Here is a 26,496-nt window from a genome sequence, read left to right on the forward strand (position 1 = left end):
ACCACCTTTCAGCCATGGCCGCAGTTATCCACAACTTGCGACCCTGCCAAAAAGTTTGAGTCAGTGGACGCGCCTAGATTCGATCGTATGTTCGATGAGTTGGTGGCGGCGGCCAGTGTGCCGGGTGGCGGTGCGGTGGGGGCGTGGGCGCGGGTGGAGAACGCGGCGTGCGCCCGCAAGCTGGCGGCGATGGCCGATGGGCTCGCGCGGCGGTGGGGCGCCGAGGGCAGCGCCGAGCGCGAGCAGTGGTGTCTGGACAACTGGGATGCGGTCTGCGCCGAGATCGGCGCGGCGTTCAATGTGTCGCTGGGGGTGGCCTCGCATCAGCTGACGCTGGCCTGGGCGCTGCGGGAGCGGTTGCCGCGGGTGGGTGAGGTGTTCACCGCCGGACTGATTTCTGCTCGGCTGGTCCACACCATCGTCTACCGCACCGCCCTGATCACCGACCCCGATGCCCGCGCCAAGGTCGACATCGAGATCGCCGCTCAGGCCGTGGGGTGGGGGCCGTGGTCGGTGGCCAGGACCGAACGGGCCCTCGATGAACTGGTGGACCGTCACGACCCGCAGGCGCTGCGGCGGTGGGAACGCCGGGCCCGGGGCCGCCACTTCGACGTGCTCGACGGTGCGGGGGGTGCCGGCACGGCCGGGGTGGAGGGGGTGTTGTTCGCCCCGGACGCCGCGGTGCTGGATCAGCGTCTGGCGGTGATGGCCGCCGCGGTGTGCGCCGCGGATCCGCGCACCGGCCAGCAGCGCCGCGCCGATGCGCTGGGCGCGTTGGGCCGCGGCCAGGACCACCTCGCCTGCCTGTGCGGGGCGACGGCGTGCCCGGCCGGCGGCGGGGGCGGCCCATCGGCGGCGGCGGTGGTGCATGTGATCGCCGAGGCCGACAGCCTGACCGACGACACCCCGGCCGTACTCGACGGGGCCCCGCCGGCGCCGGACCGAGCCGCCCCACCGCTGCGGGAGCAGACCCCGGCCGAGGCGCTGACCGAGCCGGCCCCGCCGGCCCCGGGCGCAACCGCGCATACCAGCCCGGCGGTGATCGTGGGCGGTGGGCTGCTGCCCGCGCCGCTGCTGGCGGCCAAGGTGGCCGGCGCGGCCACCCTCCGGCGGCTGGTCCATCCCGGCGCCGCGGGGCCCGAACCGCGCTACACCCCGTCGCGGGCGCTGGCCGATTTCGTGCCCTGCCGGGATCTGACGTGCCGGTTCCCGGGCTGTGAGGAACCCGCCTACATCTGCGACCTCGACCACACCATCGCCTACCCGGCCGGCCCGACCTGCGCCTCCAACCTGAAATGTTTATGCCGAAAACACCTGGGGCGGAAGACCCTATAACCGCTCCTAGGTCCGATCAGTGCATGTCTGGGTGAGTCACCTTTAGCTGCGCGCTGTCCCAGTACCCGCGCTGGTGCACGATGAGGCCACCGTGCACCTGAAAGAATCCACATCCTCGGAAGCCCTCAGGATCAACCCACTCAAGCCCCGCCCACTCACCATCAACTACGAGGTTGATCGGCGTGCATACCGGCTTTGCGGCGAAGACGCCGCGGTGCAATTCCTTGATGGCCGCGCGTCCCTCAACCGGCTGTAAAGCGACCTGATGATTGACGGCATCTTCCGTGTAGAGGTCCGCAATACCGTCAGCATCGCCAGCATTGAACAGCGACAACCAACGCTCGACTACTGCTCGCGTACTCACAAGCCCCTCGCACTCGTACAGCCGTGGTGAATATACCGGTCGGCTCAGGCGACGCCACTGTAGCGCCACGGCAATGGGCTGCCCAAAAATGTACTTCAGCCAGTCGGTAACACCACCTGCTCAACACGTTCTGGGACTGGTCAGACCGCCAACTACCCGACGGCACCGTGCAACGGACAGCCCCCAGCGGCCAGACCTACACCACCCACCCCGGCAGCCGGCTACTGTTCCCCACCCTGTGCACACCCACCGCACCCATCAATGCGCCGGCCGCGCGGGTCGATATGCCCCCAGATCCACCAAGCCGCGGACTGGCCATGCCCCGCCGCACCCGCACCCGTGCACAGAACCGCGCCCACCGCATCCAAGCCCAACGCCGACTCAACAACGAGCACGCCGCCGAACACAACAAGCCCCCACCCTTCTAACTCGCGGCGGGATTCGGTCCGCCGGCTTCCCATGCGGACAGCGCGCCGATGGCCGACCAGTCGAGGTGAGCGCCGCCGTTGGCGAGCAGCGTCAGGAACCGATCGCGCAACAGGCTGGCGATGGGCAGCGGGACCTGCAGGGCGTCACCCGCGGAGAGGGCAAGCCGTACGTCCTTGAGCCCGAGGGGCGCCGCGAAGCCGGCGGGTTCGAACTCCTCGCGGGCGACTAGTCCGCCGTAGGTCTTGTAGATCGGTGCGCTGAACAGTGTGGACGTCAGAAGTTCGAGGTACTGCTCCTTGTCGACACCCGCCTTGCCGACCAGGGCCATCGCCTCGCCGAGCGACTCGATGACCGAGGCGATGAGGAAATTGCCGCTGAGCTTCACCAGGCTGGCATCCTTGGGTTCCTCCGAAACCACGAAGCTTCGCTGACCGATCGCGTCGAACAGGGACGACACCGACTGCACAGACTCGGGGGTTCCCGCTGCGACTACGAAAAGCTTTTGCCGCCGCGGCGGCTTCGGGACGACCGAACACCGGCGCCGCGACGAAGCGCTGGCCGGCCTCGTCGTGCTCGGCGGTCAATCGCTCGGACAGCGCGACGCTGATGGTGCTCGACGATATGTGCGTGGCGTCGCGGCCCAGGGATGCCAGGATGCCACCCTCACCGTATGCGACCGCCTCGACGGCCTCATCGTCGGAGAGCATCGTGATGACGACCTCGCCGCCACATGTCTCCGCCACCGTGTGCGCCGCCTTCGCTCCCTTCTCGATCAGCGCCGCGACCTTGTCCGGGGAGCGGTTGTACGCCGTCACCTCGTGGCCGGCCTCCAGCAGATTCGCTGCCATGCCGGCGCCCATGTTGCCCAGTCCGATGAACCCGATTCTCATGGTGTCCACGATGCCGGGTAATCCTGTGTGAATGAAATTCTCGACGACGATGTTCCAGCAGGGAAACAACACCGGCATCGAAGTGTCTGCCGACATCGTGGCCGCGCTCGTGGCGGGCAAGCGGCCGGCTGTCGTGGTCAACGTCAATGGCTACGAGTACCGATCGACGGTGGCGCCGATGGGCGGAAGATATCTGCTGCCGTTCAGCGCCGAGCGTGGCAACGAGTCCACCAGCGGTGGTTCAGCGAGCGCCGCCGCGTCGTGGGACAAGCTTTCCTATACGTACCGCAAGGAGGCCGAGCGGTCCGTGCTGGAGGCGAGAAAGCCGACACCCGGGCACGTTCGAATCCAGGCGGTCGTCGCCAAACTCGAAGACTGATCGGGCGAATTACTTTGGCAGCTTGTCCGGGCAGTAGGCGTACGCCGCCAGCCCGCCGAAGTCGACTGACTTCTTGTCCGACCACTTGGTCTCGGACTTGATCTTGCGCAGCGCCTGCTCCACCGAGCCGCCGCCGTTGAGCACGGTGCATGTCGAGTGGGCCAGGTCGAGCGCGAAGGCATCGGACTTGACGGTGATGCCCTTGTCCCGCAAGGTCTGCAGAAATTGCTGGTCGAGCTGGTCGTCGGCATGTGCCGGACCGGCAAGCACGGTCGCGGTGCCGACAGCGACCACGGCCGCAGCCAACAAATGCCCAATTTTCATTCGTCACCCCCATGGAAGGACCCCGCCCGAAGAAAACGTACCTCAGCAAACCGCTACGTCTGCATCTCGGCCGCCCGCCGCACGGCGTTGATGATGCCCTGATAGCCGGTGCAGCGGCAGAAGTTCCCCGACAGCCCCTCCCGGATCTCGTCGTCGGTGGGGTTCGGGTTGTCGCGCAGCAGGGCGGTGATCGTCGTGACGAATCCTGGAGTGCAGAATCCACACTGGAGACCGTGACATTCCCGCAGCGCGGCCTGCACTGCTGATAGCTCGCCATTCTCGGCGGCGATACCCTCCACCGTCGTCACTTCCGTGCCGTCGGCCTGCACGGCGAAGATCAGGCAGGACCGCACGGCCTGCCCGTCGAGGAGCACGGTGCACGCCCCGCACGCACCGTGTTCGCAGCCGAGGTGGGTGCCGTCAGGCCGCAGTTGTCGCGGAGGTAGTCCGCGAGCGTGAGGCGCGGTTCGACGGTCGCCTCGGTCGCCCGCCCGTTGACGGACACCTGCACGGGCCGGTCATGCATGGCGTGCCTCCGCCGTCGCAGCTTCCCAGGCGCGAGCCACCATCGTGGCCCCGACCCTGGCCCGGTAGGCGGCCGACCCCTGCAGATCGGCGGGAATGTCACCGACAGCGCCGATCGCGAGCAGGCCGATCTCGTCGGCTGCGATATCGCCGATCGGGCGGCCGACGACAGCCTCCTCGCCCGCGGATCCGCGCAAGGCGGTTGTCCTCGACACGAGAGACCCGGGTGCCCGCGTAGCGGGTGGCGACGCTCCCCACCCGGGCTGCGGTCATCCATCACTCCCATCGCCGCTAGAAGAGCGACGTTATCGCATCGGAGAGCGGCATCTACAGCGGTTTTGTCTCATTGCTCGTGATGGATTCGGCCGTCGACCTCCGCCAGTGGCCGGCCGCCGCCACCCCAGCGACGGGCGATGATCTCCGCGGCGATCGACACCGCGGTCTCCTCGGGGGTGCGGGCGCCCAGGTCGAGGCCGATCGGGCTGGCCAACCTACCCAGGTCGGCGTCCGACAGGCCGGCCTCGCGCAGCCGGTCCATCCTGTCGTCGTGGGTACGCCGCGAGCCCATCACGCCGATGTAGTCGACCTGGGGCAGGCGACAGGCGACCTGCAGCACCGGTACGTCGAACTTGGGGTCGTGGGTGAGAACGCAGATCGCGGTGCGCGAGTCGATCGCACCCTGCTCGGCCTGGGCGGCGAGGTACCGGTCGGGCCAGTCGACGACTACCTCGTCGGCGCCGGGAAAGCGGGCCTTGGTCGCGAAGACCGGTCGGGCATCGCACACAGTGACCCGGTATCCGAGCAGGGCCCCCTGCTGGGCCAGCGCAGCCGCGAAGTCGATCGCGCCGAAGATCAGCATCCGGGGCCGCGGTGCGTGGCTTGCCACGAAGACCTCCATGCCACTTCCCTGCCGCTGACCATCGGGTCCGTAGGACAGCACGGTGGTGCGGCCGGCGGCCAGCAGCCCCCGTGCGTCGTCGGCGACGGCGTCGTCGGCACGCGCCGAGCCCAGGGAGCCTTCGACCGCGTGCGGGCCGACGACCAGCCGGCGTCCGAGCCGGCCGCCGTCGGGGTGGGCGATGACAGTGGCGACGGCGATCGGTCGGTGCGATGCGATGTCGTCGGCGATCGCCTGCAATTGCGGAAAGGTTTGGCGCGAGACGGGTTCGGCGAAGATGTCGATGATCCCGCCGCACGTGAGTCCGACGGCGAACGCGTCGTCGTCGCTGACGCCGTATCGGGCAAGCTCGGGGTGACCCGACTCGACCACCTCGTTGGCGAGTTCGTAGACCGCGGCCTCGACGCAGCCACCGGAGACCGACCCGGCGACCGTGCCGTCGGGGGAGACGACCATGATCGCGCCCGGCGGTCGCGGCGCGGAGCGCATGGTCCGCACGACGGTTGCGACACCCGCTGTGCCGCCGCTCTGCCAGACCGTGAGCAAGTCATCGAGAACGTCACGCACTGTCGCAGTCTATGCCTGCCACATGGAATATCCCGGGGGATGGTAGCCCGGCCAAATGGCGTCGAATTCGATTGGCAGCAACGCCGGGCCGGTGATTCCGATCATCGGCTTCCACGTGGCGGGGCCCGCGCGGCGAATCTTGCGCATCCGCCGCGACATCACCGCGAGCGCCTCGGCGAGTTCGCGGCGCGCCAGGTTCGCGCCGAGGCAGTAGTGCGCACCCGCACCGAAGGTCTGCATCGGTGGCGCACCCTGTCGCGTGATGTCGAGCCGATCCGGTTCGTCGTAGACGCCGGGGTCGCGGTTGGCCGAGGCGGTATTCACCGTCACGAATGTGCCCGCGGGGATGACCACTCCGCCGATCTCGACGTCTTCGGTCGCCATGCGCATCGCACCGAAGACGACGGGGTAGTAGCGCATCACCTCCTCTGCCGCGTTCATGGCCAGTTCGGGGTGTTCGGCGAGCAACTCCCACTGGGCGGGATGGTCGCAGAAGGCGTCCACCGCGGCGGCCACCTGATTTCGGGTCGTGTCGGTGCCGGCCATCAGAACGCCGCCCGCCAGCATCCGGAGTTCTTCGATGGTCAGCCGGTCGCCGTCGTCCTCCGCGCGGATCAGATCGGAGATCAGGTCATCGGTCAGATCATGGCGCCGCTCGGCCACCATGCCGTCGACGTAGTCGTCGAGTTCGCCCCAGGCGGCCAGTATTTCGGGCTCATACTCGGCGGCGTTCCAGGTGAAGGTCTTGAAAAACGAGTCGGCCCAGTCGGAGAACAGCTGCCAGTCGCCGCGCGGTGCGCCCAGCAGTTCGCAGATGACGGGAACGGGATATGGCCGGGCGATGTCGGCGACGACCTCGCAGCGTCCGGTGGCGGCGAGGGGATCGATCAGTTCGTTGATGATGTCGGTGATCGTCGTGTCGAGCCGACCGACGGCCCGTGGTGTGAAGGCCTTCGACACCAGCCGGCGCAGACGCGCGTGGTCGGCGCCGTTGACACTGAGCAGGCTGGTGGTCACGCGGTCCCACAGGAGCCCGGAGGTGGTGCCCTGTGCCTCGAGGCCAAGTCCGGGAGGTGGGCAGAACCGGACGTCGCGAAGCGTGGTGCGGACCAATTCGTAGCCCAGCACCTCGGGGCCGTGCGAGCCCATGGCGATCGGTCGCTGTCCCAGCGCCCGCTGGATGTCCTGGTACGCGGCTTCCAGGTTGGGCGCCTGTTCGTAGGAGAGGGCGGGCAGGTCGGCTTCGAACACGCTCGGGCACGACGGTTCGACGGTGGCGACAGTCATGATGGCCTCCTGTACGCGGACGCCTTCATCGTCAGGCCGCATAAGGTGGGCCGATAGCGTAGGCGAGTACCTGAATGTGGGGGCGCCTACCTCAATGGCGGAGGGGGTGGGTTGTGCGGGTCCGGGTGGCCGCCATTCTGATCAGCGCGTGCACCGCGGTCCTCGGTGCGGCGGGGACGGCGACGGCGGCGCCGGTACCCCCGGTTTCCGATGCGGCGCAGGCCGCCGGTCTGGTCGATGTCCGCACCGTTGTGCCCGACGCCGTCATCGACCTTCGGTACGCGTCGTCGACCAACTTCGTCGGGGTACCTCTGTACCCGCCCGATGCGCGCTGCCTGGTCCACGAATCGATGGCGCCCGGGTTGGCCGCGGCCGCGCAGACACTTCGGGCGGGCGGTGAGGTACTCGTCTTCTGGGACTGCTACCGGCCGCACACCGTACAGGTGAAGATGTTCGACGCGGTGCCGAACCCGGCCTGGGTGGCCCGGCCCGGTTCTTACGCGCGCAGCCACGAGGCGGGACGCTCCGTGGACGTGACGCTCGCCAAAGACGGCGCCCTTGTCGACATGGGCACCGACTTCGACGACTTCTCTCCGCGCGGTCTCGCGTATGCCACCGACGGCGTGAGCGGGGCGGAGCAGGCGAACCGGGCGCGATTGCGCGACGCGATGAAAACCGGTGGCCTGACGGTGTATTCGGGGGAGTGGTGGCACTTCGACGGTCCAGGCGCGTCGGTCGACCGGCCGATTCTCGATGTCCCGGTCGGCTAGCGGCAGTCTCTTTCGCGACCTAGCCGTGCGCCCACAGGCAATTGCCGCTCAAGACGATGGTGAAGAGCCGCGGCGGCACCTGGAACGAAAGCGGCTGTCCAGGCTCGCCTTCCGACACTGTCGGCGTTCCGAGGACACCCGGGCTGACGACCACCCGCTGCTCGGCCCGACACCGGCCGGCCGGGTCCTGCGGAGTCGCGGTCCAGTTGCCCGACTCGACATTGGGGTTTCGCTGGCCTTCGCCGTGCAGCGTCACCGCGGGCCCGGTGCTCAACCATCGGTCGTTGGGCGGCTGTGGGGTGGTGACACGCTGCCACTGACGGCCACCGGGTTCATCGGCGCACACCAGCGGCAGCGTGTCGTTCTGCGGCCACGTCATCACACCGGACAGTTCGGGTGCGCATGGCGTGTCCGACTGCGGCGTAATGGGATCGGCCCACGCTGTCGCGCCGAACAGCAGCGCCGTAGGTAGCGCGGCGGCGGCAAGTGCGGTCCGGTGCACCTGACTACACCTTGGTCAGATCAGTCTTCATCAACATGACGTTGTACGAGGACCACAGCGACAGGTTCCAATAGAGGTCGGTGCCCGTGCCCTGGGTCGACGGCGACCACGGATGCATCATCGGCGCGTAGATGCCGCCGTTCTGCTGCCCCATCAACACCTTTGCGCCCGACCATCCGCCCTGCGGCGTGTCGGATGTGCGCATCACGATGTTGTTGAACTGGTCGCCGTAGAGCACGACGTACTTCTTCAGTGTCTTGTTGTACTGCACCGACATCTCGCTGACTTGGTTGCCGGCGTTGGCGACGCCGCACGCGCCGGTGTCGACACCGAACACTGGTGTCGCCGCGGCCGGATTGTTCGCATACCAGCCCGCGGGCGTCGCTCCCCAGCCGAACCACCCACCGGGTGAGCCCGCGTTGAAATACTCGTACTTGGTCAGGTCGAGGATGTCCTTTTCGGTGACACGCGACAGATACGCGGCGCCCTGGCGCCCGTTCGGGGTGCCGTACTGGTAGACGTAGCCATCCCCGGGCCGGACGAACGCGGCCTGCTGGAAGTTCTGGTTTCCACTCCAGGGTTGGTTGTACCGCACGGTCTGGGGCGCGACCGTCCAGTTCTCGCCGTTGTCAATCGAGTAGGCGAGCGCGGAGTAATTCGTCGACCACTGACCGGGCGCACCCCATTGGGTGACCGACATGAAGCTCATGTACTGCGTGACACCGAAATCTCCGACACCCGGGGTCAGGACGGAGACGCCCGCGGTCGGGATCAGCGTCACTCCTGCGGGCAGGCCGCTGGGAAAGATCACCTGTCGCGCCCTCGTCGGGAACCCATCGGGGCCCAAAGGCGCTCCGCCGAACCAGTTGCCGGTGTACCACTGTCCATTCGGAATGGTGATGCCGTTCGTGAGATCGGTGTCGGAACTCCGCAGGATTGTGTTCGCCCGCCAGTCGGCCGAGTTGGGGCCGCCGAAGGTGTCGCCGACCGCGATCAGCACCTGGTGTTCGTCGATGTCGGGAGTCGCCGGATCGTCGGGAATGCCGTTGTCCCACATGATCCCGAGGTCGGTGCCGTAGATCGAGTAGCGGGCCAGGGTGTTGGCCAGGGTCGGGTCCTCGTAGGCATAGCCGCCCGTCACCCAACTGACGAACTGTGTCGACGGGCTGACCTGGCCGGGGAACGGAAGGTACAGCTGGTCGACGGGAAGGCTGGTGGTTTGCAGCGTCGACACGTTCTGTGCGGACCGGCCAGTCAACGCGTTGAAGAAGTTGTCGAACTCTCGCCGGGCGAAGGCGAGCAGGCCCCAGATGAAAGGGGGCTGCGCGGGCGTGCTCGGTACCGCGCCGGCGAAGGGATTGAGCACCCAGTCCACCACGTTCGAAACGACATTGGCGATCGCCGTCAGCTGATCCGGCAACGCGGCCGGCGGCGGTGGCGTCGCGGCCAGGGCCGCCATCATCGGTGAAACGTTCGTCGGCGCCGCGGCGGCTAGCACGCGCGCATCGGTGAACACCGCAACATTGTCGGTCGCGCCGATGTTGGTGCCCGGATCGTTGAGCGACGCCACGGTTCGCGCGTTCACCGTGGTGGTCGCGCTCGGCCCTGGGGCCACGGTGCTGTTCTCCCCCTTCGAATTCGACGTCACCATCGACGACGCTGGGGGAGCCGACAGCGCCGGGGTGACCTCGAGTCTGGTGGGCTCGACGGTCTTGATGGTCTCGTCGGTCTCGTCGGCGGGGTCGACTTCTTCGGGCTCGACGAGTTCGGCTTCTTCCGGTTCGGCGCTCTGCGTCGGTGTCGCTGCGGTCGACCCACTGGACCCGGTGTTGGTCTGGGCGCTGACCACGACGCCGTCGGCGACCGTCGTCGATGTCGTGGTCGACGTCTGCGTCTGGGTGTTCTGGGCCGTCCCCGTTTGGGAGGCGGTGCCGGACTGTCCGGTCTGCGCCGGTTCGGTCGACTGGGTCGACTGGGTGGTGGAGGCTCCCGGCGTGGTTGCCGTCGCCGACTCAGCGCCCGTCGAGTCGGTACCGGAATTCGTACCGGTATCCGCTCCAGTGCCGGAGGAGGTGTTCGAGTTCGTCGAGTTCGATGTGTCCGACGGGGTGTCGTCGGCGAATGCGACGCCGTGTCCGGTGGCGATCGCTGTGCCGACCCCCAAACAGACCGCAAGGCCGCCGACTCGACCGATATAGGCTGCTGCGCCCATGCGTGTTCCTCCGATTGCTCCTTCCCCGACAATCAGGGCTATTAAATAGCACGCGAAACCACCGCACAGCAAAAAGGGACAAATGTCCCATGAACCTCAGCCGTCGCTGCAGTTTCTGATCTTGTTGGGCTTTGTCTCCAGCCGAAAAGCGGCAGCAATAGCGGTGGTGCGAGATTCACTCCAGCCGCCGCAGCGCCTCCTCGTACCGGCCGATGGCCTCGCCGAGCCCCGCATTGACCCACGCGTCGACCATCCCGACCCGGTCTGCGACCAGCTGGATTTGATTCACCCAGGTCTGGAAATCCGGGTCGCGGCGCAGCGAGTCGATCTGCTCCTGGCTGCCCTGGATGAGGATGAAGCCGCCCAGCTCCGTGGTCTGCGGTTTCAGGATCGCGGTGTCGAAACGTTCGATCCGACCGTCGTCCCGGAGTCGCTCGAGGTAGCCCGTGGTGGACTCCCGCAGAAGCTCCAGCGCCTGCCTCTCGCGGCCACGCGCCGGCAACCCCCACGCGATCCAGAATCCCGCCTCAGCCATGTCTCTCCTCTACCAGCCGACACAACCATGGCAGAAAAGCGCGCAACTTCGGCGCAACGTCGGCGCGATGTCGGCTATGCCGTCGGTGCCAGGACCGGGTGTGGGGGTCTACCCTCGAACCCGCTCGGGGAAACGATCGATATGTCGGCCCCCGGCAGAGACCTGGGCTCGATGGGGGGCACGATGGGGCATTACAAGCCCAACGTCCGAGACCTGGAATTCAATCTGTTCGAGGTAGCTCGAACTCGAGAAGACGTTGGCCGGCGGCGAGTTCGGCGACCTGGACGGCGATACGGTCCGGGACATGCTCGGCGAGGCCGCGCGGCTGGCGCAGGGACCGTTGGCCGAACCCTTCACCGAGGGGGACCGCAATCCCCCCACCTTCGATCCGCGCACACACGGGGTGACTCTGCCCGATGCGTTCAAGTCCGCGGTGCGGGCTTGGATGGACGCGGGTTGGTCCCGCGTCGGCCTTGAGGAGGCCACCGGCGGCGTGCGCACTCCCAGCACGGTCGTGTGCGCCATCAACGAGTTCCTCTTCGGCGGACAACCGGCGGCCTTCTTCTACCTGGTGGGGCCGGCCATGTTCGACGTGCTCTACAGCGTCGGCAACGCCGAACAACGCCGCTGGGCAGCCTTCGGCATGGAACGCAATTGGGGCGCCACCGTGGTGCTCACCGAACCGGATGCCGGTTCGGACGTCGGCTCGGTCCGCACCAAGGCGGTCGACCAAGGTGACGGCACCTGGCACATCGACGGTGTCAAGCGGTTCATCACGTCGGGGGACTCCGACGACCTCTTCGAGAACATCGCCCACCTCGTACTGGCACGGCCGGTCGGCGCCGAGCCGGGTACGAAGGGCCTGAGCATGTTCGTCCTGCCCAAATATCTGCCGGACCCGGAAACCGGCGAGCCCGGGTTACGCAACGGCGTCTTCGCCACCGGGCTGGAACACAAGATGGGGCTGACCGCATCGGCCACGTGCGAGCTGACGTTCGGGCAGCACGATGTGCCCGCCGTCGGCCTGCTCGTCGGGGACACCCACAACGGCATCGTGCAGATGTTCAGGATCATGGAATTCGCGCGAATGATGGTGGGAATCAAGTCAATTGCCACCCTTTCCACCGGATATCTGAACGCACTCGACTACGCCAAGACCCGCCTGCAGGGCGCCGACCTGACCCAGATGACGGATAAGGCCGCGCCCCGCATCGCCATCGTCGGTCACCCCGATGTCCGCCGATCGCTTCTCATGCAGAAGGCATACGCCGAGGGCCTGCGTGCGCTGTATCTCTACGCCGCGGCGCACCAGGACGGCGCGGCGGCGCAGATCGTGTCGGAAGCCGACGCCGAGATGGCAGCGCGCGTCAACGGCCTGCTTCTACCCATCGTCAAAGGGGCGGGGGCGGAGCGGAGCTACCAGTACCTCACCGAGTCGTTGCAGATCCTCGGTGGTTCGGGCTACCTCACCGACTACCCGCTCGAGCAGTACATCCGCGACGCCAAGATCGACTCACTCTACGAGGGCACCACCGGGATCCAGGCGCACGACCTGTTGTTTCGCAAGATTTTTCGTGATCGACGCGGCGCGCTGGATCATGTCCTGTCGCAGGTGCGGCAGGAAGCCGAGAGCACGACCGTGCATCCGCGCCTGCGGGACGGCATGGATCGGTTGGCGGTGGCTCTTGCCGACATCGACGCGATCGTGGCGCGCTTCGCCGATCTCCACCGAGAATCGGGCAGCGATGCCAGGCTCCTCTACCGGATCGGATTGCAGTCCGTGCCGTTCCTTCTGGGCCTCGGTGACCTGCTGATCGGGTGGCTTCTGCTTCGCCATGCCGGCATCGCGCTTCGGGCGCTCGATCAACACGCAGTTCGTGATCGGGAGTTCTATCGTGGAAAGGTGGCGGTGGCACGGTTTTTCGCCGCCACGGTGCTGCCGCATCTGTCCGCCCTTCGGCTCACGATCGAGAATGACGATCTCGCTGTCATGGAGCTCAGCGACGACGCCTTCTAGTCGAGAATCGCCGCGGCGGCCGCGGACGTTGTGATCGCGGCTCCGACGCCATGACGGTCGGTTACGGGATGCAGCCAGGATGCGATGTTGCGGACGTAGTCCTTGAAGGTCGCCAGCCGGGACGGGTCCGCCTTGATCGCGGTGCCCGGCGGTTCGGTGACGAAAGACGGCGCTCCTCGATCAAGATCCCAGTTGTAGTCGGCGAAGTGGTGAAACGTCGACGCGGCGAGCGCCCGGCCCATCGGCCGGCCGGCCGGACCGGGTTCGCCGTCCAGCACGACCGCGAGATTGAATCGCCGCCCCGACGCGGTGCTGCGGCCCTGCGCGAGGGCAGCGGCGTACGGCGCCCGTGCCGTCACCGCGCCCTCGTGCGGGTGCGCCGGAAACCACTCGATCCGTCCACTGTCGCTGCGCGTGGTGCGCAGCAACTCGTGCACCGGCCTTTCAACGAACACCGGCTGATAGTCGCCGTTGGCGCCGGAGTGGTAGTTGGGCCATGAGATGGTGGGGGTGTCCTGGTCATCGCACATCGCGCTGGGGTCGGGGTTCTTGTCGTGGAACTGGTTGACCTCGCCCAGCGACCCGAGCCCGAGTAGGCAGCTGCCCAGGTCCTGGTGGTCGCGGGCGGTCAGCACCCCGCCTCCGTTCTCGCGGAAGCGCACGATCGCCTCGGAGTCGGCAGCGGTCAGGCCGTCACCGATGTCGACGGCCATCAGCCAGAGCTGGTCGTAGTCGAGCTCATCGAGGCGGCTCAGGATCGGACAGTCGTCGGCACGGCTGAGCCGGTTGCGCGCCGTCACCTGGTGGCCGGCGGACCGCAGTTCGTCGGCGAGCATCGAGAAGCGGCTGATGTCCCAGTCGTCGGGATATTCGACGATGGTCGTCTGAAGCAGGATCTTCGACATCGGAGTCTGTTCCCTCACTTGTTGTTCTCTTCGGCCGGGACGCGGCGGTCCCGGCGGGCGGCGAGTTCCTCGTCGTCGACGAATGTCAGCATGGGCTGGCCCGGAACGCACAGCATCGTGACGAGGAAGCGGACCTTGATGTCGTCGCGGGCGTTGCCGTCCTGGTAGTGGATCACGTCGCCGCCCGGCTCCCAGAAGGTTTCGCCGGCCCGCACGACCCGGGGTGCCTCGCCTTCGAGTTCGAACCTCATCTCACCCTCGAGCACATAGCCGAACGCCGGCCCGCTGTGCCGGTGCGCCGGGGTGCCGGGATCACCGGGCGGGTACTCGATGGTCACGGTCATCGCATGCGCCCCTTCGGGAATGGCCGGCGGCGTCACCTCCTGCAGGACGGTGAGCGCGTTCATCCACGCGGGTTGCGGTGCTGCCGTGTCGCTGGCCATGCCGGCTCCTTCGGTCGTTGTTTCCGGTTACTAGGGGTAAGACCGGGCAGATGCCCGATTTGTGACAGCCGGTGCTATTCGACGAGCTTGCCGTGGGTGGACACGTCGAGGATGAGGCCGGCGACGTCGGACGCGATGGCGGGGATGGGTTCGCGGACGAGTTGTCCCGGCGCGGACCAGACGAGGTTGGCCGTCAGCGATTCATCGGTCTGCGGGTAGTCGGACCGGTTGTGACAGCCGCGGGATTCGCGTCTTTTCCGCGCGGCCTCCAGCGTCGCGGTCGCCGCCATGATGCTCGATCGGAGGTCGAATGCGTGCGCCAGGTCCTGATATCCGGCGATGTCCGGGTGCACGCCGATGCGCTCCGCGGTGTCGGCGATGGCGGCGATCTCGCCGAGTCCGGCGCGCAGACCATCCTCATCCCGTACGACGCCACAGTGCTCGGTCATGGTGTTGCGGACGCCGCGCTGCAGGTATCGGACGTTCTCGGTTCCGGTGGCGGCCAGAAGTGCGTCGATCTCGTCACGGGCAGCGGAAATGGCTGCAGCGCTTCGCTGTTGGGCGCTCAGCCCCGACGAATACTCCGCCGCTGCAGCGCCGACGATTCGGCCGTAGACGAGGAGTTCGATGAGCGAATTTCCGCCGAGCCGATTCGCGCCGTGCAGTCCGCTGGAGGCCTCGCCGATGGCGTAGAGGCCGTCCACACCTGTGCTGTGGTCCTCGGAGCGCACCCAGACGCCGCCCATGGAGTAGTGCGCGGTCGGCGCGATCTCGATCGGCGCGGTGGTGATGTCGAGCAACTGCAGTTCCATCAGCGTCTGATAGACGCGAGGCAGGCGGTCCATGATCTGTTCCCGCGGGAGATGCGAGACGTCCAGCCAGACGCCGCCGCGGGGAGTGCCGCGGCCCTCCTTGATCTCGGTGTAGGCGGCCAGCGCCACCCGGTCACGGGTCGACAGTTCCATCCGGTCCGGGTCGTATCGCTTCATGAAGCGCTCGCCGAGGTCGCTCCGCAGAATTCCGCCCTCGCCGCGGGCTGCCTCCGAGACCAGCGTCCCCGCGGAGTCTTCCGGCTCGATCAGCCCCGATGGGTGGAACTGAACGAGTTCGGGATCACGGATCCGGCCGCCGGCCTCGACGGCCAACCGGAACGAGTCGCCGGTGTTCTCGTCTCGTCGTGACGAGGTGCGCCGCCAGATGCGGGTATGGCCACCGGCAGCGAGGATCACGGCGTCCGTGCGGATGAGATAGCGGGTGCCGTCGCCCAGATCGAATCCGTATGCGCCGAACATCACGTTGTCGCGGACGAGGAGTCTGGTGATGTAGGCGGAATCGAAGATCGGGATGTCGAGCTGCGCAGCGCGTTTCACCAGGGTGCGCTGCAACTCCAAACCGGTGTAGTCACCGGCGAAGGCGGTGCGGCGGAACGTGTGCGCGCCGAAGAAGCGTTGCGAGATTCGGCCGTCCTGTTCGCGGGCGAAGTTCATGCCCCAGCGTTCGAGGTCGGCGATCCCCTGCGCGGCGCCCTCCGCGACGATCTGCACCGTCTGTGGGTTGGCCAGGAAGTAGCTTTCCTTCAACGTGTCCGCTGCGTGCTGTTGCCAGCTGTCCTGCGCATCCATGGTTGCCAGCGCCGCGTTGATACCGCCGGCAGCCAGGGTGGTGTGAGCGTCGGCCTTGGGCCGCTTGCCCACTACCAGCACGTCGACGCCCCGTTCGGCCAGTTCGATTGCTGCCCGCAGGCCCGATCCACCCGTCCCGATGACGAGAACGGACGCGCAGATCTGCTGCTCGAAAGTCTTCATGAAAGTTAGGACCGAGCAGTAGCGCGATCTGTGACATCGGAGACGACGAGTGAGGGCGGGATCACATCGACCTCGTCCGACGCTGCCGGCACCGCGCGCGGCGGGTCGGCTGCGTTGGTTCGGATGTACGAGTTATGTTGCCGCGGTGACAGATCGCTGCCCATGCGGATCGTCATCGACGCTATCGCGGCGCGGTGTTCTCAAGTACCTGGCGGTCGCCCCGATTCTGGTGGGCTTGAGTGCGATGTCGAACTCGGCAGGGCTGTCGCGAGCGCGGGCCGAGCCGGCACTGTCCTCCGCGCCCGGTGGGCTCGGGCCGGCGCCGCGCATCATCGGGCGCGCCCAGTGGGGGGCCGACGAATCGATGCGGCGCGGAACGCCGGTGTTCGACAACGGCATCAGGGCCGGGGTAGTTCACCACACCGCCACTGCCAACGACTACGCGCTCGGCGATTCGGCGGGCATTGTGCGGGGCATTTACCGCTATCACACCGCCACCCTCGGCTGGGGCGACATCGCCTACAACGCGCTGGTGGACCGTTACGGGCAGGTGTTCGAGGGGCTCTTCGGCGGCATCACCCGCCCGGTCGAGGGCACCCACACCGGTGGCTTCAACACCAACACCTGGGCGGTGGCCATGATCGGCAACTTCGATGAGATTCCGCCACCGATGGTCCAGTTACAGGCGGTGGGTCAGCTACTGGGCTGGCGACTGGCGATGGATGCGGTGAAGCCATTCGGCAGTGTGGCGATGACGTCGCACGGGGGTCCCTACACCCATTTCCCGCGGGGCGTCACGACCACCTTGGCGACGATCTTCGGTCATCGCGACGTCGGAGACACCGCGTGTCCCGGCCGATTCGGCTACGCCGCCCTGGACACGATCCGCCAATTCGCCGCCCGGTACAACAAACCGGCCAACGCGCAGGAACTCGCAGACTCACTGCGAGGCGGTGCCATATATTCGTGCTGGCAGGCCATGGGCGGCATGCACGGTGTTCTCGGTGCGCCCACCTCACCGGAGGCCTTCGGCGCGGGTTCTGCGCGATACGTCACCTTCGACAGGGGGGCGGTCTACTGGTCGCCCGAGTGTGGGGCGCACCCGCTGATGGGGGCGATCTACGACGCCTGGGCCACCCTGGGTTACGAGCGCGGCGCGCTCGGCCTGCCGACCAGCGGGGAGATTCAGCAGCCGGAGTGGATCGTGCAGAACTTCCAGCACGGCACGCTCAACTATGACCGGTCCAGCTCTGAAGTGACCAGAGTCATGGACGGAGTCCCGCTGAAACTGCCACCGCCCGGGCTGGAGGGACCGCCCGCCGAACTCGAGCGATTCTCGCCGGCGCGGAGCCGGGTGTGACGGATCGATGCCGCCACATTCGGCTGTCGTGCCCGCAGGCGTTGTCACGAATCCGGCGGCTGTCCGGTCCTTGCTTACGACTGGATGGCTACTGGTGGCCGTGCAGCGACGAGAAAGGGCTCAGCATGAAGATTGTCGTCATCGGGGGAACCGGCCTGGTGGGTTCGAAGGTGGTTCGGCTGCTCGATGAGCAGGGGCACGAAGCAGTTGCCGCCTCGCCCAACACCGGGGTGAACACGCTCACCGGCGAAGGGCTGGCCGAGGCCCTGACCGGTGCCGCCGTGGTGGTGGACGTATCCAACTCGCCGTCGCTGGACGGCGACGCGGCGCAGGAGTTCTTCAGGGCCGCGACACCGAATCTTCTCGCCGCCGAGCGGGCGGCCGGCGTCGGGCATCACGTCGCGTTGTCAGTGGTCGGCACCAGGGAGCTGGCGCAGGAGCGCGGCTACTTCAAGGCGAAACTGGCCCAGGAGGAGCTGATCGCCGAGTCCGGCGTCCCGTACTCGATCGTGCACGCCACCCAGTTCTTCGAATTCGTGAACGGCATCGCCGACCAGGCGACCGACGGCGATGCCGTCCGGCTTGCCCCGGTGTACTTCCAGCCGATGGCCTCGGGCGACGTCGCCGAGGCCGTCGCGATCACCGCCGTCAACGCACCGCTGAACGGCATCCGCGAAATCGGCGGTCCTGAGAAAGTCCGGCTCGACGAGCTCATCAGGACCGCGCTGGCCGCACGCCGGGATCCCCGCATTGTCGTCGCCGATCCGTCGGCGGGTTACTGGGGCGCCCCGGTCGGCGAATACACCCTGACCCCGGGCGAGGGTGCGACCCTGGGCGAAACACGGTACGAGGACTGGGTCCTCGAGTCCGCGGCCGCCAAGTAGCACCGCGCCTAGGGCTTGGCGAAACCCGCAGCGGTCAAGACCTTTTTGCCCGCCTCGGCGGTGACGAGATCGACGAACTTGCGGGCCAGCTCGGGGGTCTTGGACTGCTGCAGCACCGCGATCGGATAGGTGTTGACGGCGTCGGCGGACTCGGGGAACGCCACCGCGGTGACCTTGTCGCCCGCGCCCCGGGCGTCGGTGACGTAGACGAGACCGGCGTCGGCCTCTCCGGAGGTCACCTTGGTGAGTACGTCGGTCACCTGAGACTCTTCGCTGACGGGGTTCAGTGTCACGCCGGAAGCCTGCTCGACCTTCCTGGTGGCCGACCCGCACGGCACCTGCGGCGCGCACACGACCACCGACAACCCAGGTGCGGTCAGATCGTTGAACGAGGCGATCTTCCTCGGATTCCCCGGCGCCGCAACGATGGTCAGCGTATTGGACGCGAAGTTCACCGGGTCGCCTGCCAGCAGGTTGGCCTTGGCGGCCTTGTCCATGTTGGTGGTGTCGGCCGAGGCGAACACATCGGCCGGAGCGCCTTGCGTCAACTGGGTGACCAGATCCGACGAGCCGGCGAACGAGAACTCGACGGCGCTGCCCGGGTTGCCGCTCTCGAACTGCTGACCGATGTCGGTGAACGGCTGCTTGAGCGATGCCGCGGCGAAGATGATGAGCTTGCCACCGGCGGCGGCGCTGCTCGATGCGCCCGACGAAGACGTCGACGAAGCCTGCTCGCTCGAGCCGCAACCGCTGACCGCGCACAGCAGTAATGCGGCCGTCGCTGCACCGAAAAGCGTTATCTTCACGACAATCCGCCCGGGGTTTCCACGATCACGGTGGTGGCTTTCACAACGGCCACGGCGACACTGCCGGGTGCCAACTCCAACTCGCGCGCGGCCTCGGAACTCATCAGCGACACGACGGTGAACGGTCCGCACTGCATCTCGACCTGAGCCATCACGCCGTCGGCGACAACCTTGGTGACCAGGCCGGTGAAGCGGTTACGCGCCGAGCTGGCGACGCCCAAGGGATCCTTCGGCGCCGCGCCCGAATGTGCGACGGCAAACTGAGCCAACGCCTCGCCCGAGACGACCTTGCGGCCCGACGGGTCACGATCGGCCGGCAGCGCGCCGTCGTCGATCCATCTCCGGACGGTGTCGTCGCTGACTCCCAGCAGGTCGGCGGCATCGCGAACGCGGATCATCGGCACGACGACATGGTATCCGCATAATCGGCGCCAAGGCGAGAAAGCATCCGTCAACACGGAACTGCAGCGGCATAGAAGCCGTATCCACGGATTCGGCGGTTGTCTTCACTGCAGGTCCCTTGCCGGCACGCCGGCACAGGTTCCGATTGGTATCAGGTGGTGCACGCGGGGCGTTCTGGTCAATGTGGCTGATCTTGAAGCGCCCCAGGGTATTACGGTGCGCCGGACATTCGCTCTCCTTCGTGTGCTCGGCCGTATGCAACATCCGGTCGGAGTCACGCGGCTTGCCATCGAGCTGGGAATCGCCAAAACGACGGCACACCGACTGCTCGAGCAGCTGGCATTGGAGGGCGTCGTCACACGCCACGATCACAAGTGGTCGCTCGGCACGGGCCTCAGTCAGGTCGACCGTAGGCTCTCTGATCTCGGTGCCGCCGCCCATCCGAGGGTGTACGCGTTCACCCAGGCCACCGGAGCGTCGGTGTTCCTCTACGCGAAGTCGGGAGACGCCCTGACCCCGGTCTCTCGGTCCTACGGACGGCTGTTCAACGGCATCATGACCGTGGCCGAGCAGGTGGCGTCGGCTGAGCAGTCGACGAAGGCGCTCTGGGGCGCGCTGGAGCGGGGTCAATTGGTGACGGATTACGGCGAGACGCACCCGAACTGCTATGCCATCGCGACGCCCTTGGAGCTGCCGTCCGGGGACGTCGCGGTGCTGGGACTCGGTTCGCCGTCGCGCAGAGATGTCGACGCGCTCAAGCCGGCGCTGGAGCGCAACGCGTCGATGCTGTCCATCGACATGCGGCGTCTGGCATCCTGATTCGGACGTGCTCGCCGACCTGACCGAACAGCGAGCTGATGATGAATGAACAACCGACTACCGCTTAACGCCGCATGGACGGCTGGTTATTCGCAATTTCGAGACCGACTTCCTCACGTTGACCGACCGTCGATTCTGAGCGCACCCTAATCCCATGGTCGCGTTGAGTGAGCAGCAGATCATTGATCAGATCGCCGAACGGCTGACCGGGATCCACCCCGAGGTCCCGCCGGAGGCCGTGACGCGGGTGGTCCGCCAGGAGCACGAGCGGTTCAACGGCAGACCCGTTCGTGACTTCGTCCCGCTGTTCGTGGAGCGGTACGCAAAGCGCGAGCTCGCCAAGCTACACGGCTGAGAGGGGCCCTCGGCCTTCGCCCGTCGGCGCCGAAAAAGCGGCAACGCGATCGAGGCGACCGGGGCTTCTATACCGCCGGCGCGACCCGCATCAACCACGCAGGCCTTGACGACATCGTGGACTTCATCGAACCCGGCGAACGACACCAGCACTCCGAGGTGCCGCCCTACAGTCCGGCCGAGATCTCGCCGACCTGAGCAAGGTCGCCGAGGGTCGCACCGACGCCGAACTGGCCGGTGTCCTGGTCGCCGAGGCGCAGGACACCGTCCGCTGGCTGCATTCGCCGACCACGCCCGCGCCGCGGCGAAAACTCGGCACGGAGGTCCGGTACGGCACCCGGGCGACGGCGTTGGTGGTCGACGACCGCCGGGTGGCGACTGGTCGACCGCACACAGCGTGCAATGGGATGCCTTCACACCCGACAACCAGTCGAACCGTACGCTCACCAACCCGCCTTGAACGCCAGGGCTATCCGCTGGCATTCTCGTCATTCGGGACTCCCGTGAGTCGATCCCCGGGCATGGTGTTCGGCCGCCGCGCCGGGCGCCTGGCCTCATGTGATGAAGCCGCGGTCCGCAGTGATCAGGAGGTCAGCCATGACAGACACCAACAATCCGCCGTCCACGCCGAAGGACGCCACCAAGGCAACCGAAGAGCAGCAGGAGCTGCAAGAGAAGCTCGATCACCAGCACGAGGATCCGGAAGCGCCGGGCGGGCACCAGCGCCGGGAACAGGTCGCCGACGAGACATAGCCGCGACTCATTCCACGTCGTCCACGTCATCGTCGAGTCTGGCGATCCTCCTGACGCCGTCTGTCGCCGCCAGCACATTGACGGCTGCGCCGACACCTCCGCCGGACAGCGTCAGCACAATGCCGACGTCGCCGGCCGCCGGAGGGCTCAGTGACTCGGCCGTGCGCGCGGCGCCGGGCGGATCGGCTGCCACGCCGGTCAACTGCCACCGATGCTCGTCACAGGCCCGTAGGAGCTGACGCAGTACACCTCGTCCGTCGCGATAGATCACATGCAGTGTGACCGAACCGTGCAGACGCGTCGACAGCCGGACGGCGAGCCGCGCGACCCCCAGCACGATGATGAAATGCAGCACCGTGGTCACAGACGCGAGAAGCAGCAGTCCGGCCCCGGCGGCCATGCCGATCGCCGCCGATTCCCATACCGCAGCCGCCGTCGTGAGCCCGAGCACCGCCCCACGACGGGTGATGATGATGCCTGCGCCGAGAAACCCGATCCCGGAGACGATCTGAGCCGCCACCCGTGACGGATCAAGGATGACCTGACCGGGCGTCAGCACGCCGGCGAAGCCGTACTTGCTGACCAGTAGGATCAGCGCCGCCGACGTGCCGACAATGCTCTGCGTACGTAACCCGCGCTCTTGCCCTGTAGCTGGCGTTCCAGCCCGATCAATGACGTCAGGCCGAAGGCCACCACCAATTCGATGATCTGACGCAGACCCTCTCCGGCGCCGCTGAACAAGGGCGGATCCGCCATCCACAACCCCATACCGCCACGGTAACCATCTCGATACCGTCGGCCCCGGGCGGCGTTGCGTAACGGGAGGAAGGCCGGGCTATACCGTATTGATGATCATGATCGGCCGGGAAGGGACCTCGAGAAGATGAGTGATCGAATTCCGATCCTCATTGCCGAGGATTCCCTGTTGGTCTAAGACAGCCTCGAGCGGGCCTTGTCGACCACGCCCGATCTAACTGCCGTCGGTGGCGCCGAGGATTACGACTCGGCCGTCGAACTCGTCGAGAAGCACCGGCCTGCGATCGTGGTCAGTGACATCCGCATGCCACCCACGTCGACCGATGAAGGGATTCGGCTGGCGCGGTGGATCCGGACCGCGCACCCGGACTGCCCAACCGCGTTCCGCCGCGACGCTGAGCCGGTTGACCCCAGAGAACGGGCGGTGCTCGCCGAACTGGCCACCGGTTCCAGCAACCGAACGGTCGCGCGACGGATGGTGTTGTCTCAGCGGCTCCACCCGCCTTCAGGAGTCCGACCCAGACCGGATGGCGGCCGCGCTGCCACCATGGATCGCGTGCTGGCCGTACTCGTTGCCGCCACCGACGGCGTGCGGCCGTGAAGGAAACGACTTCGTGTGGCCTTCACCCACGCGGGCGATGCCGTCGCCTGCGCACTCGCCCTACAGCAGGCCGGCTTGGCACCCATCCGGCTGCGAATCGGCGTGCACACCGGTGAAGTGCAGTTGCGCGATGAAGGCAACTACATGGGGCCGACGATCAACCGCGCGGCCCGGATACGCGAGCTCGCCCACGGAGGCCAGACGTTGATGTCCGGCGCGACAAGGGATCTCATCGGTGAATCGCTCCCCGCGCACTCGTGGCTGATCGACTTCGGCTGCCGTACGCTTCGTGACCTGGTCCGCCCCGAGCGCATGGCTCAGCTGTCCACCTCGACCTGCGCAACGACTTCCCGCCGTTGCGAAGCCACCCGTGGTAATCCCCTCACTCGGAGATCTGAGCGGCGAGGGCATCCCGGTCGATCAGCGACCAAACTTCCGAAATCTTGCCGTCGGAGAAGTGGTAGAAGACATGCTCGGCGAACGCGACGGACGTGCCTGTCGGCTCGAAGCCCAGGAAGGTGGCCCGCGGCGTACACCGGAAAGCCAGCCGACAGGCCACGAAGTCGCCTTCGGCGACGATGACCTCTGCCTCGTATCGCAGATCCGGTATTGCGTCGGCGTCGGCGACCAGCAGTGCCCGGTAGTCGGCGAGGCTCAACGGCTTCTTGTTGTAAGACAGGTCGTCACAGACGAACTCACCAAGGCCATTCCACCGCCGCTCGTTCAGACACTGAAGATAGCTGCGGTAGATGACCGTCAGGCTGCCAGTCGTCATGGGTCCATCATCACACCGGGAGCGGCCGTGTTGACGCACCGATGTGCCGCGAGCTGCCCGATGGGCATGACACCATCAAGACAAAGAGGCAGGGATCGTTTTGGTCAAGCACGTCTTGTTCGACTTCTTCGGCACGCTCGTCGACTACAACCCGTCCGTACGCCCTGCATACAACGCACCCTGGCATTCGCGCGCCGCGCGGGATCCACCATCGACGAGACGGCATCCGACGCGCACTGGCAGCAAGCCTGGGAACGCCTCGAGGCGCACGACGTCGGCACCGGACGCGAATACTCGATGAATCAAGTGGCCCAGCAGTATTGGCGCTCGATCGCGGCTCCCTCGCTGGCCGGGGGCGCTATCGAGAAGCTCACTGCCGAGTACCTCGACGCCTGGTCGCAGAATGTATCGCCGGCGGCCCACGCCCTCGAATGCGTCACCGACCTCCCAGCGGATTACCGGCTGAGCATCGTCAGCAACACCCATCACCCGTCGCTCGTGCCGCGACTGGTCCGACGCTTCGGCCTGCATACCGCCATCGATCGCGTCATCACCTCGTTGACCGCCGGCTCGCGCAAGCCGCGGGGCCGCGCGGCGTGGGAATGGCGTCGATCTACGTCGGGCCCTCCTCGGCGAGACATCCGAGCGTGCGCCTGGATGAGGTGCCGCAGCTCGTCCGGTCGCTATCCGGACGCGTCGGAACCCTCGGTGTTGAGCAGCACGACTGACGAGTCGGGTCCTAGTCCGAGAAGTGAGCGGGTGGGCTCGGCGGCCAGCACTCGCAGGGCGGCCAGGCTCGCGGCGCCGCACGGCCCGCTGTCGACGCCGAGGGCCGCCAGTTCGGAGATGGCCTGCGTGGCGGCCGTCTCGTCGACGACCACCGCACCGGCCAGCCCCCGCTCGAGGTCCGGCCAGGCCAGGTAGGACGGCGTACCGCAGTTCAGCCCGGCCATGCTCGTGCTACCGGTTGGCACCGTGGTCGGTGCACCGGCGGCCAGGCTGGCGCGGAGGCAGGCGGCGACGTCGGGCTCGACCGCGACGACGCGGCAGCCCGGGCGCGAGCGGCTGAAGAGCACGGCAGCATGGGCGAGCGAGCCGACCCCGGCGGGCACCACAATGAGGTCGATGCCGGTGCCCAGCTTCGCTGCCTGCTCCGCGGCCTCGTCGAAGAGGGTCGCGTAGCCGTCGACGATCCACTGCGGCACTTCCTCATAGCCGGGCCACGAGGTGTCCTGCACGAGCAGCGCGTCCGGGTCGGCCGTGGCGAGCAGCGCTGCCTCCCGCACGGCGTCGTCGTAGGGTGCGTCGACGACCCTCACCTCGGCTCCCTCTTTGCGGATCAGCGCGATGGCCTGTTCGGAGACGCCGTCGGGCACCACGACCGTGGCGGGGAGGTCGAGCAGCGCCGCCATCCGCGCGACGGCCCGGCCGTGGTTGCCGTCGGTGGCGGTGACCAGCCGGCGCCTGTCGCGCTCACCTGAGAGTGCTCGGTGGACCGCCCAGGACGCGCCGAGCATCTTGAACGCCGGCAGCCCGAGCCGCAGTGACTCGTCCTTGAGCAGCACTGAGCCGAGGCCCAAGGCGGCCGCCACCGTCGGGAGCCGGACCAACGGCGTAACGGCGTAATCGGGCAGACCCTCATGGAATCGACGGATCCTCTCGGTCTCGCGCGGCTCGGCGGCGCCACCCGGAGTCCAGCGGGAGTTGAGCAAAAATGGCTCGGTGGTTTGCACGGCACACCTCCTGCTTCCGAACCCTAGGCACGGTCGGGCCGTAACAACATCACAGATTGCTGCCGCTGATCCGGCAGTATCACTGAAGGATCTTCTACACTCGTGCGGTGCTGGATGTGCGGCGGCTCCGTTTTCTCGTCGAGCTCAGCCACCGCGGGACCATCGCGGCGGTGGCCGACGCATTGCACATGAGCCCGTCCGGCATCTCCCAACAGCTCGCCCTGCTCGAACGCGAGGCCGGGGCGGCGCTGCTCGAGCGGGTCGGTCGCGGCGTGCGGCTGACCGACGCGGGTCGCCGGCTCGCCGAACGGGGCGCGGACATCCTGGCCGCCCTGGAACTGGCCCAGGCCGAGCTGCGCTCCTCCGAGGATCCGCCGACCGGCACCTGCCGGGTCGCCGCCTTCGGCAGCGCTGCCCGTGCCCTCGTCCCGGCGCTGCTCGACTGCCAGCAGGAGCACCCGGGCCTGCGTGTCGAACTGGTCGAGTCCGAGCCCGAGGTGGCGGTCCCGGCGCTGCTGAGCGGAGAGTTCGACCTGGTAGTCAGCGAGGAGTATCCGGGCAACAGCTCGAAACCACCGCGTCACGTCAACCGCGAGGTGCTCGGCACCGATCCGCTGGAGGTGGTGGCGGCCGCGTCGCTGCTGAGGGGACGCGACCTGCTGAAGGAGGCCGGCAACCTCGCCTGGGCCCTCGAGCCCGTCGGCGCGGCATCCCGCGCCTGGGCCGTCCAGCACTGCCTCGGACTCGGCTTCAGTCCACAGGTCCAGTACGAGTCATACGATCTCGACCTGCTTTTGCTGCTGGTCCGCCAGGGTGCGGCGGCGAGCATCCTGCCGAGTCTGGTGCTGCCGCCGCAAAGGGAGACCGCCGCGCTGACCCGGCTGCAGACGGGATGGGCCCGCACCCTGGTGTCGCTGGCCCGAGAAGCCAGGGAGGGGGATCCGTCGGTACGGGCGGTTCGGGGCGCACTGCGCGGCCAATTCCGGAATCGGCAGTCTCAGTGACTAATAGCAGTCAGTGACCGGCGCTGTTCTGGCGCTGCCGTGACGGTGATACTTGGGCCATA

24 protein-coding genes and 7 pseudogenes are annotated in these 26,496 nt (G+C 67.3%); 13 read left to right on the forward strand and 18 right to left on the reverse strand.

Annotation, left to right across the window (positions count from 1 at the left end):
- Nucleotides 1–87 precede the first annotated feature (87 nt).
- Nucleotides 88–1,335 (forward strand): DUF222 domain-containing protein, encoded by a 1,248-nt coding sequence (locus tag ACVWWN_RS09550; RefSeq protein WP_457143682.1) that lies wholly within the window; start codon nt 88–90, stop codon nt 1,333–1,335.
- A gap of 16 nt (nt 1,336–1,351) precedes the next feature.
- Here the strand turns inward: ACVWWN_RS09550 and ACVWWN_RS09555 are convergent, their stop codons facing one another.
- Entirely contained in the window at nt 1,352–1,768 is a 417-nt protein-coding gene (locus ACVWWN_RS09555) for a nuclear transport factor 2 family protein (RefSeq protein WP_457143683.1), read from the reverse strand.
- A 98-nt stretch (nt 1,769–1,866) separates the two neighbouring features.
- On the opposite strand from ACVWWN_RS09555, the gene ACVWWN_RS09560 reads away from it, so the two are divergent.
- The gene (locus ACVWWN_RS09560; RefSeq protein WP_457143684.1) at nt 1,867–2,127 is read left to right on the forward strand and encodes a hypothetical protein; all 261 of its coding nucleotides are present in this window, start codon (nt 1,867–1,869) and stop codon (nt 2,125–2,127) included.
- Here the strand turns inward: ACVWWN_RS09560 and ACVWWN_RS09565 are convergent.
- A pseudogene (locus tag ACVWWN_RS09565) lies at nt 2,124–3,018 on the reverse strand (NAD(P)-dependent oxidoreductase). The gene ACVWWN_RS09560 and the pseudogene ACVWWN_RS09565 overlap by 4 nt on opposite strands.
- Before the next feature lie 31 nt (nt 3,019–3,049).
- Here ACVWWN_RS09565 and ACVWWN_RS09570 point away from each other — a divergent pair.
- Nucleotides 3,050–3,397, forward strand: a complete 348-nt coding sequence (locus ACVWWN_RS09570) for a DUF1905 domain-containing protein (protein ID WP_457143685.1) — start codon at nt 3,050–3,052, stop codon at nt 3,395–3,397.
- A 9-nt stretch (nt 3,398–3,406) separates the two neighbouring features.
- Here ACVWWN_RS09570 and ACVWWN_RS09575 read toward each other — a convergent pair whose 3' ends face one another.
- The 5 genes and pseudogenes from ACVWWN_RS09575 to ACVWWN_RS09595 form a co-directional block, all read right to left on the reverse strand.
- Nucleotides 3,407–3,721, reverse strand: coding sequence for a DUF732 domain-containing protein (locus ACVWWN_RS09575; RefSeq protein WP_457143686.1), 315 nt, complete (start codon nt 3,719–3,721; stop codon nt 3,407–3,409).
- A 53-nt stretch (nt 3,722–3,774) separates the two neighbouring features.
- Nucleotides 3,775–4,247 (reverse strand): annotated as a pseudogene (locus ACVWWN_RS09580) ((2Fe-2S)-binding protein).
- Nucleotides 4,240–4,449, reverse strand: a pseudogene (locus tag ACVWWN_RS09585) (FAD binding domain-containing protein); the annotation flags it as partial. The pseudogenes ACVWWN_RS09585 and ACVWWN_RS09580, both read right to left, overlap by 8 nt.
- Nucleotides 4,450–4,589: 140 nt before the next feature.
- Nucleotides 4,590–5,711 carry an XdhC family protein gene (locus ACVWWN_RS09590; protein WP_457143687.1) on the reverse strand — a complete coding sequence of 374 codons (1,122 nt, stop codon included), beginning with the start codon at nt 5,709–5,711 and terminating at the stop codon, nt 4,590–4,592.
- Nucleotides 5,712–5,720: 9 nt separating this feature from the next.
- Nucleotides 5,721–6,998 (reverse strand): cytochrome P450, encoded by a 1,278-nt coding sequence (locus ACVWWN_RS09595; protein ID WP_457143688.1) that lies wholly within the window; start codon nt 6,996–6,998, stop codon nt 5,721–5,723.
- A 74-nt stretch (nt 6,999–7,072) separates the two neighbouring features.
- Here ACVWWN_RS09595 and ACVWWN_RS09600 point away from each other — a divergent pair, with 74 nt between their 5' ends.
- Nucleotides 7,073–7,768 carry a M15 family metallopeptidase gene (locus tag ACVWWN_RS09600; protein WP_457143689.1) on the forward strand — a complete coding sequence of 232 codons (696 nt, stop codon included), beginning with the start codon at nt 7,073–7,075 and terminating at the stop codon, nt 7,766–7,768.
- A 19-nt stretch (nt 7,769–7,787) separates the two neighbouring features.
- On the opposite strand, the gene ACVWWN_RS09605 is transcribed toward ACVWWN_RS09600, so the two are convergent.
- The 3 genes from ACVWWN_RS09605 to ACVWWN_RS09615 form a co-directional block, all read right to left on the reverse strand.
- Nucleotides 7,788–8,270: a hypothetical protein gene (locus tag ACVWWN_RS09605; protein WP_457143690.1), complete on the reverse strand. Its 483-nt coding sequence runs from the start codon at nt 8,268–8,270 to the stop codon at nt 7,788–7,790.
- A gap of 4 nt (nt 8,271–8,274) precedes the next feature.
- A complete protein-coding gene (locus ACVWWN_RS09610; RefSeq protein WP_457143691.1) occupies nt 8,275–10,482 on the reverse strand; it encodes a DUF4185 domain-containing protein in 2,208 nt (735 codons plus the stop codon).
- A gap of 175 nt (nt 10,483–10,657) precedes the next feature.
- Nucleotides 10,658–11,017 (reverse strand): hypothetical protein, encoded by a 360-nt coding sequence (locus tag ACVWWN_RS09615; RefSeq protein WP_457143692.1) that lies wholly within the window; start codon nt 11,015–11,017, stop codon nt 10,658–10,660.
- Nucleotides 11,018–11,200: 183 nt separating this feature from the next.
- Between ACVWWN_RS09615 and ACVWWN_RS09620 the strand changes: the two are divergent.
- A pseudogene (locus ACVWWN_RS09620) lies at nt 11,201–13,034 on the forward strand (acyl-CoA dehydrogenase).
- Here the strand turns inward: ACVWWN_RS09620 and ACVWWN_RS09625 are convergent.
- The 3 genes from ACVWWN_RS09625 to ACVWWN_RS09635 form a co-directional block, all read right to left on the reverse strand.
- The gene (locus tag ACVWWN_RS09625; protein WP_457149068.1) at nt 13,031–13,939 is read right to left on the reverse strand and encodes a hypothetical protein; all 909 of its coding nucleotides are present in this window, start codon (nt 13,937–13,939) and stop codon (nt 13,031–13,033) included. The pseudogene ACVWWN_RS09620 and the gene ACVWWN_RS09625 overlap by 4 nt on opposite strands.
- Before the next feature lie 14 nt (nt 13,940–13,953).
- Nucleotides 13,954–14,382 (reverse strand): cupin domain-containing protein, encoded by a 429-nt coding sequence (locus ACVWWN_RS09630; protein WP_457143693.1) that lies wholly within the window; start codon nt 14,380–14,382, stop codon nt 13,954–13,956.
- Nucleotides 14,383–14,456: 74 nt separating this feature from the next.
- A complete protein-coding gene (locus ACVWWN_RS09635; RefSeq protein ID WP_457143694.1) occupies nt 14,457–16,187 on the reverse strand; it encodes an L-aspartate oxidase in 1,731 nt (576 codons plus the stop codon).
- Between the two features lie 145 nt (nt 16,188–16,332).
- Between ACVWWN_RS09635 and ACVWWN_RS09640 the strand changes: the two genes are divergently transcribed.
- Both ACVWWN_RS09640 and ACVWWN_RS09645 read left to right on the forward strand, forming a co-directional pair.
- Nucleotides 16,333–17,547, forward strand: a complete 1,215-nt coding sequence (locus ACVWWN_RS09640; RefSeq protein WP_457143695.1) for an N-acetylmuramoyl-L-alanine amidase — start codon at nt 16,333–16,335, stop codon at nt 17,545–17,547.
- Between the two features lie 125 nt (nt 17,548–17,672).
- Nucleotides 17,673–18,431 carry an SDR family oxidoreductase gene (locus tag ACVWWN_RS09645; protein WP_457143696.1) on the forward strand — a complete coding sequence of 253 codons (759 nt, stop codon included), beginning with the start codon at nt 17,673–17,675 and terminating at the stop codon, nt 18,429–18,431.
- Between the two features lie 8 nt (nt 18,432–18,439).
- Here the strand turns inward: ACVWWN_RS09645 and modA are convergent, their stop codons facing one another.
- Both modA and ACVWWN_RS09655 read right to left on the reverse strand, forming a co-directional pair.
- Nucleotides 18,440–19,237 carry a molybdate ABC transporter substrate-binding protein gene (gene modA / locus ACVWWN_RS09650; RefSeq protein WP_457143697.1) on the reverse strand — a complete coding sequence of 266 codons (798 nt, stop codon included), beginning with the start codon at nt 19,235–19,237 and terminating at the stop codon, nt 18,440–18,442.
- Entirely contained in the window at nt 19,234–19,641 is a 408-nt protein-coding gene (locus ACVWWN_RS09655; RefSeq protein ID WP_457143698.1) for a TOBE domain-containing protein, read from the reverse strand. Before ACVWWN_RS09655 ends, modA begins: the two co-directional genes overlap by 4 nt.
- Nucleotides 19,642–19,855: 214 nt before the next feature.
- On the opposite strand from ACVWWN_RS09655, the gene ACVWWN_RS09660 reads away from it, so the two are divergent.
- The 3 genes from ACVWWN_RS09660 to ACVWWN_RS09670 all read left to right on the forward strand — a co-directional run bounded on the left by ACVWWN_RS09660 (nt 19,856) and on the right by ACVWWN_RS09670 (nt 21,565).
- The gene (locus ACVWWN_RS09660; RefSeq protein ID WP_457143699.1) at nt 19,856–20,458 is read left to right on the forward strand and encodes a helix-turn-helix domain-containing protein; all 603 of its coding nucleotides are present in this window, start codon (nt 19,856–19,858) and stop codon (nt 20,456–20,458) included.
- A gap of 154 nt (nt 20,459–20,612) precedes the next feature.
- Nucleotides 20,613–20,813, forward strand: coding sequence for a three-helix bundle dimerization domain-containing protein (locus ACVWWN_RS09665; protein ID WP_457143700.1), 201 nt, complete (start codon nt 20,613–20,615; stop codon nt 20,811–20,813).
- A 596-nt stretch (nt 20,814–21,409) separates the two neighbouring features.
- The gene (locus ACVWWN_RS09670; RefSeq protein ID WP_457143701.1) at nt 21,410–21,565 is read left to right on the forward strand and encodes a hypothetical protein; all 156 of its coding nucleotides are present in this window, start codon (nt 21,410–21,412) and stop codon (nt 21,563–21,565) included.
- A gap of 7 nt (nt 21,566–21,572) precedes the next feature.
- On the opposite strand, the pseudogene ACVWWN_RS09675 reads toward ACVWWN_RS09670, so the two are convergent.
- A pseudogene (locus ACVWWN_RS09675) lies at nt 21,573–22,333 on the reverse strand (MgtC/SapB family protein).
- Nucleotides 22,334–22,517: 184 nt separating this feature from the next.
- Here ACVWWN_RS09675 and ACVWWN_RS09680 point away from each other — a divergent pair.
- Nucleotides 22,518–22,691: pseudogene (locus tag ACVWWN_RS09680) on the forward strand (DNA-binding response regulator); the annotation flags it as partial.
- 115 nt (nt 22,692–22,806) lie between these two features.
- Nucleotides 22,807–23,284 (forward strand): annotated as a pseudogene (locus tag ACVWWN_RS09685) (adenylate/guanylate cyclase domain-containing protein); the annotation flags it as partial.
- Between the two features lie 20 nt (nt 23,285–23,304).
- Here ACVWWN_RS09685 and ACVWWN_RS09690 read toward each other — a convergent pair.
- Together ACVWWN_RS09690 and ACVWWN_RS09695 are read right to left on the reverse strand one after the other, a co-directional pair.
- Nucleotides 23,305–23,697, reverse strand: coding sequence for an ester cyclase (locus tag ACVWWN_RS09690; protein WP_457143702.1), 393 nt, complete (start codon nt 23,695–23,697; stop codon nt 23,305–23,307).
- Nucleotides 23,698–24,380: 683 nt separating this feature from the next.
- Entirely contained in the window at nt 24,381–25,430 is a 1,050-nt protein-coding gene (locus ACVWWN_RS09695; protein WP_457143703.1) for a pyridoxal-phosphate dependent enzyme, read from the reverse strand.
- Between the two features lie 107 nt (nt 25,431–25,537).
- Here ACVWWN_RS09695 and ACVWWN_RS09700 point away from each other — a divergent pair, with 107 nt between their 5' ends.
- Entirely contained in the window at nt 25,538–26,434 is an 897-nt protein-coding gene (locus tag ACVWWN_RS09700; RefSeq protein WP_457143704.1) for a LysR family transcriptional regulator, read from the forward strand.
- The last annotated feature ends 62 nt before the right edge of the window (nt 26,435–26,496 follow it).

This window comes from Mycobacterium sp. URHB0021, assembly GCF_054057895.1.

Bases quoted from the DNA above. Each gene is read 5' to 3' on its own strand.
- ACVWWN_RS09570 (WP_457143685.1), top strand. From the start codon at position 3,050: ATGAAATTCTCGACGACGATGTTCCAGCAGGGAAACAACACCGGCATC.
- ACVWWN_RS09625 (WP_457149068.1), bottom strand. From the start codon at position 13,939: ATGTCGAAGATCCTGCTTCAGACGACCATCGTCGAATATCCCGACGAC.
- ACVWWN_RS09600 (WP_457143689.1), top strand. From the start codon at position 7,073: ATGTGGGGGCGCCTACCTCAATGGCGGAGGGGGTGGGTTGTGCGGGTC.
- ACVWWN_RS09635 (WP_457143694.1), bottom strand. From the start codon at position 16,187: ATGAAGACTTTCGAGCAGCAGATCTGCGCGTCCGTTCTCGTCATCGGG.
- ACVWWN_RS09630 (WP_457143693.1), bottom strand. From the start codon at position 14,382: ATGGCCAGCGACACGGCAGCACCGCAACCCGCGTGGATGAACGCGCTC.
- ACVWWN_RS09550 (WP_457143682.1), top strand. From the start codon at position 88: ATGTTCGATGAGTTGGTGGCGGCGGCCAGTGTGCCGGGTGGCGGTGCG.
- ACVWWN_RS09575 (WP_457143686.1), bottom strand. From the start codon at position 3,721: ATGAAAATTGGGCATTTGTTGGCTGCGGCCGTGGTCGCTGTCGGCACC.
- ACVWWN_RS09665 (WP_457143700.1), top strand. From the start codon at position 20,613: ATGGTCGCGTTGAGTGAGCAGCAGATCATTGATCAGATCGCCGAACGG.
- ACVWWN_RS09610 (WP_457143691.1), bottom strand. From the start codon at position 10,482: ATGGGCGCAGCAGCCTATATCGGTCGAGTCGGCGGCCTTGCGGTCTGT.
- ACVWWN_RS09690 (WP_457143702.1), bottom strand. From the start codon at position 23,697: ATGACGACTGGCAGCCTGACGGTCATCTACCGCAGCTATCTTCAGTGT.
- ACVWWN_RS09615 (WP_457143692.1), bottom strand. From the start codon at position 11,017: ATGGCTGAGGCGGGATTCTGGATCGCGTGGGGGTTGCCGGCGCGTGGC.
- ACVWWN_RS09670 (WP_457143701.1), top strand. From the start codon at position 21,410: ATGACAGACACCAACAATCCGCCGTCCACGCCGAAGGACGCCACCAAG.
- ACVWWN_RS09645 (WP_457143696.1), top strand. From the start codon at position 17,673: ATGAAGATTGTCGTCATCGGGGGAACCGGCCTGGTGGGTTCGAAGGTG.
- ACVWWN_RS09595 (WP_457143688.1), bottom strand. From the start codon at position 6,998: ATGACTGTCGCCACCGTCGAACCGTCGTGCCCGAGCGTGTTCGAAGCC.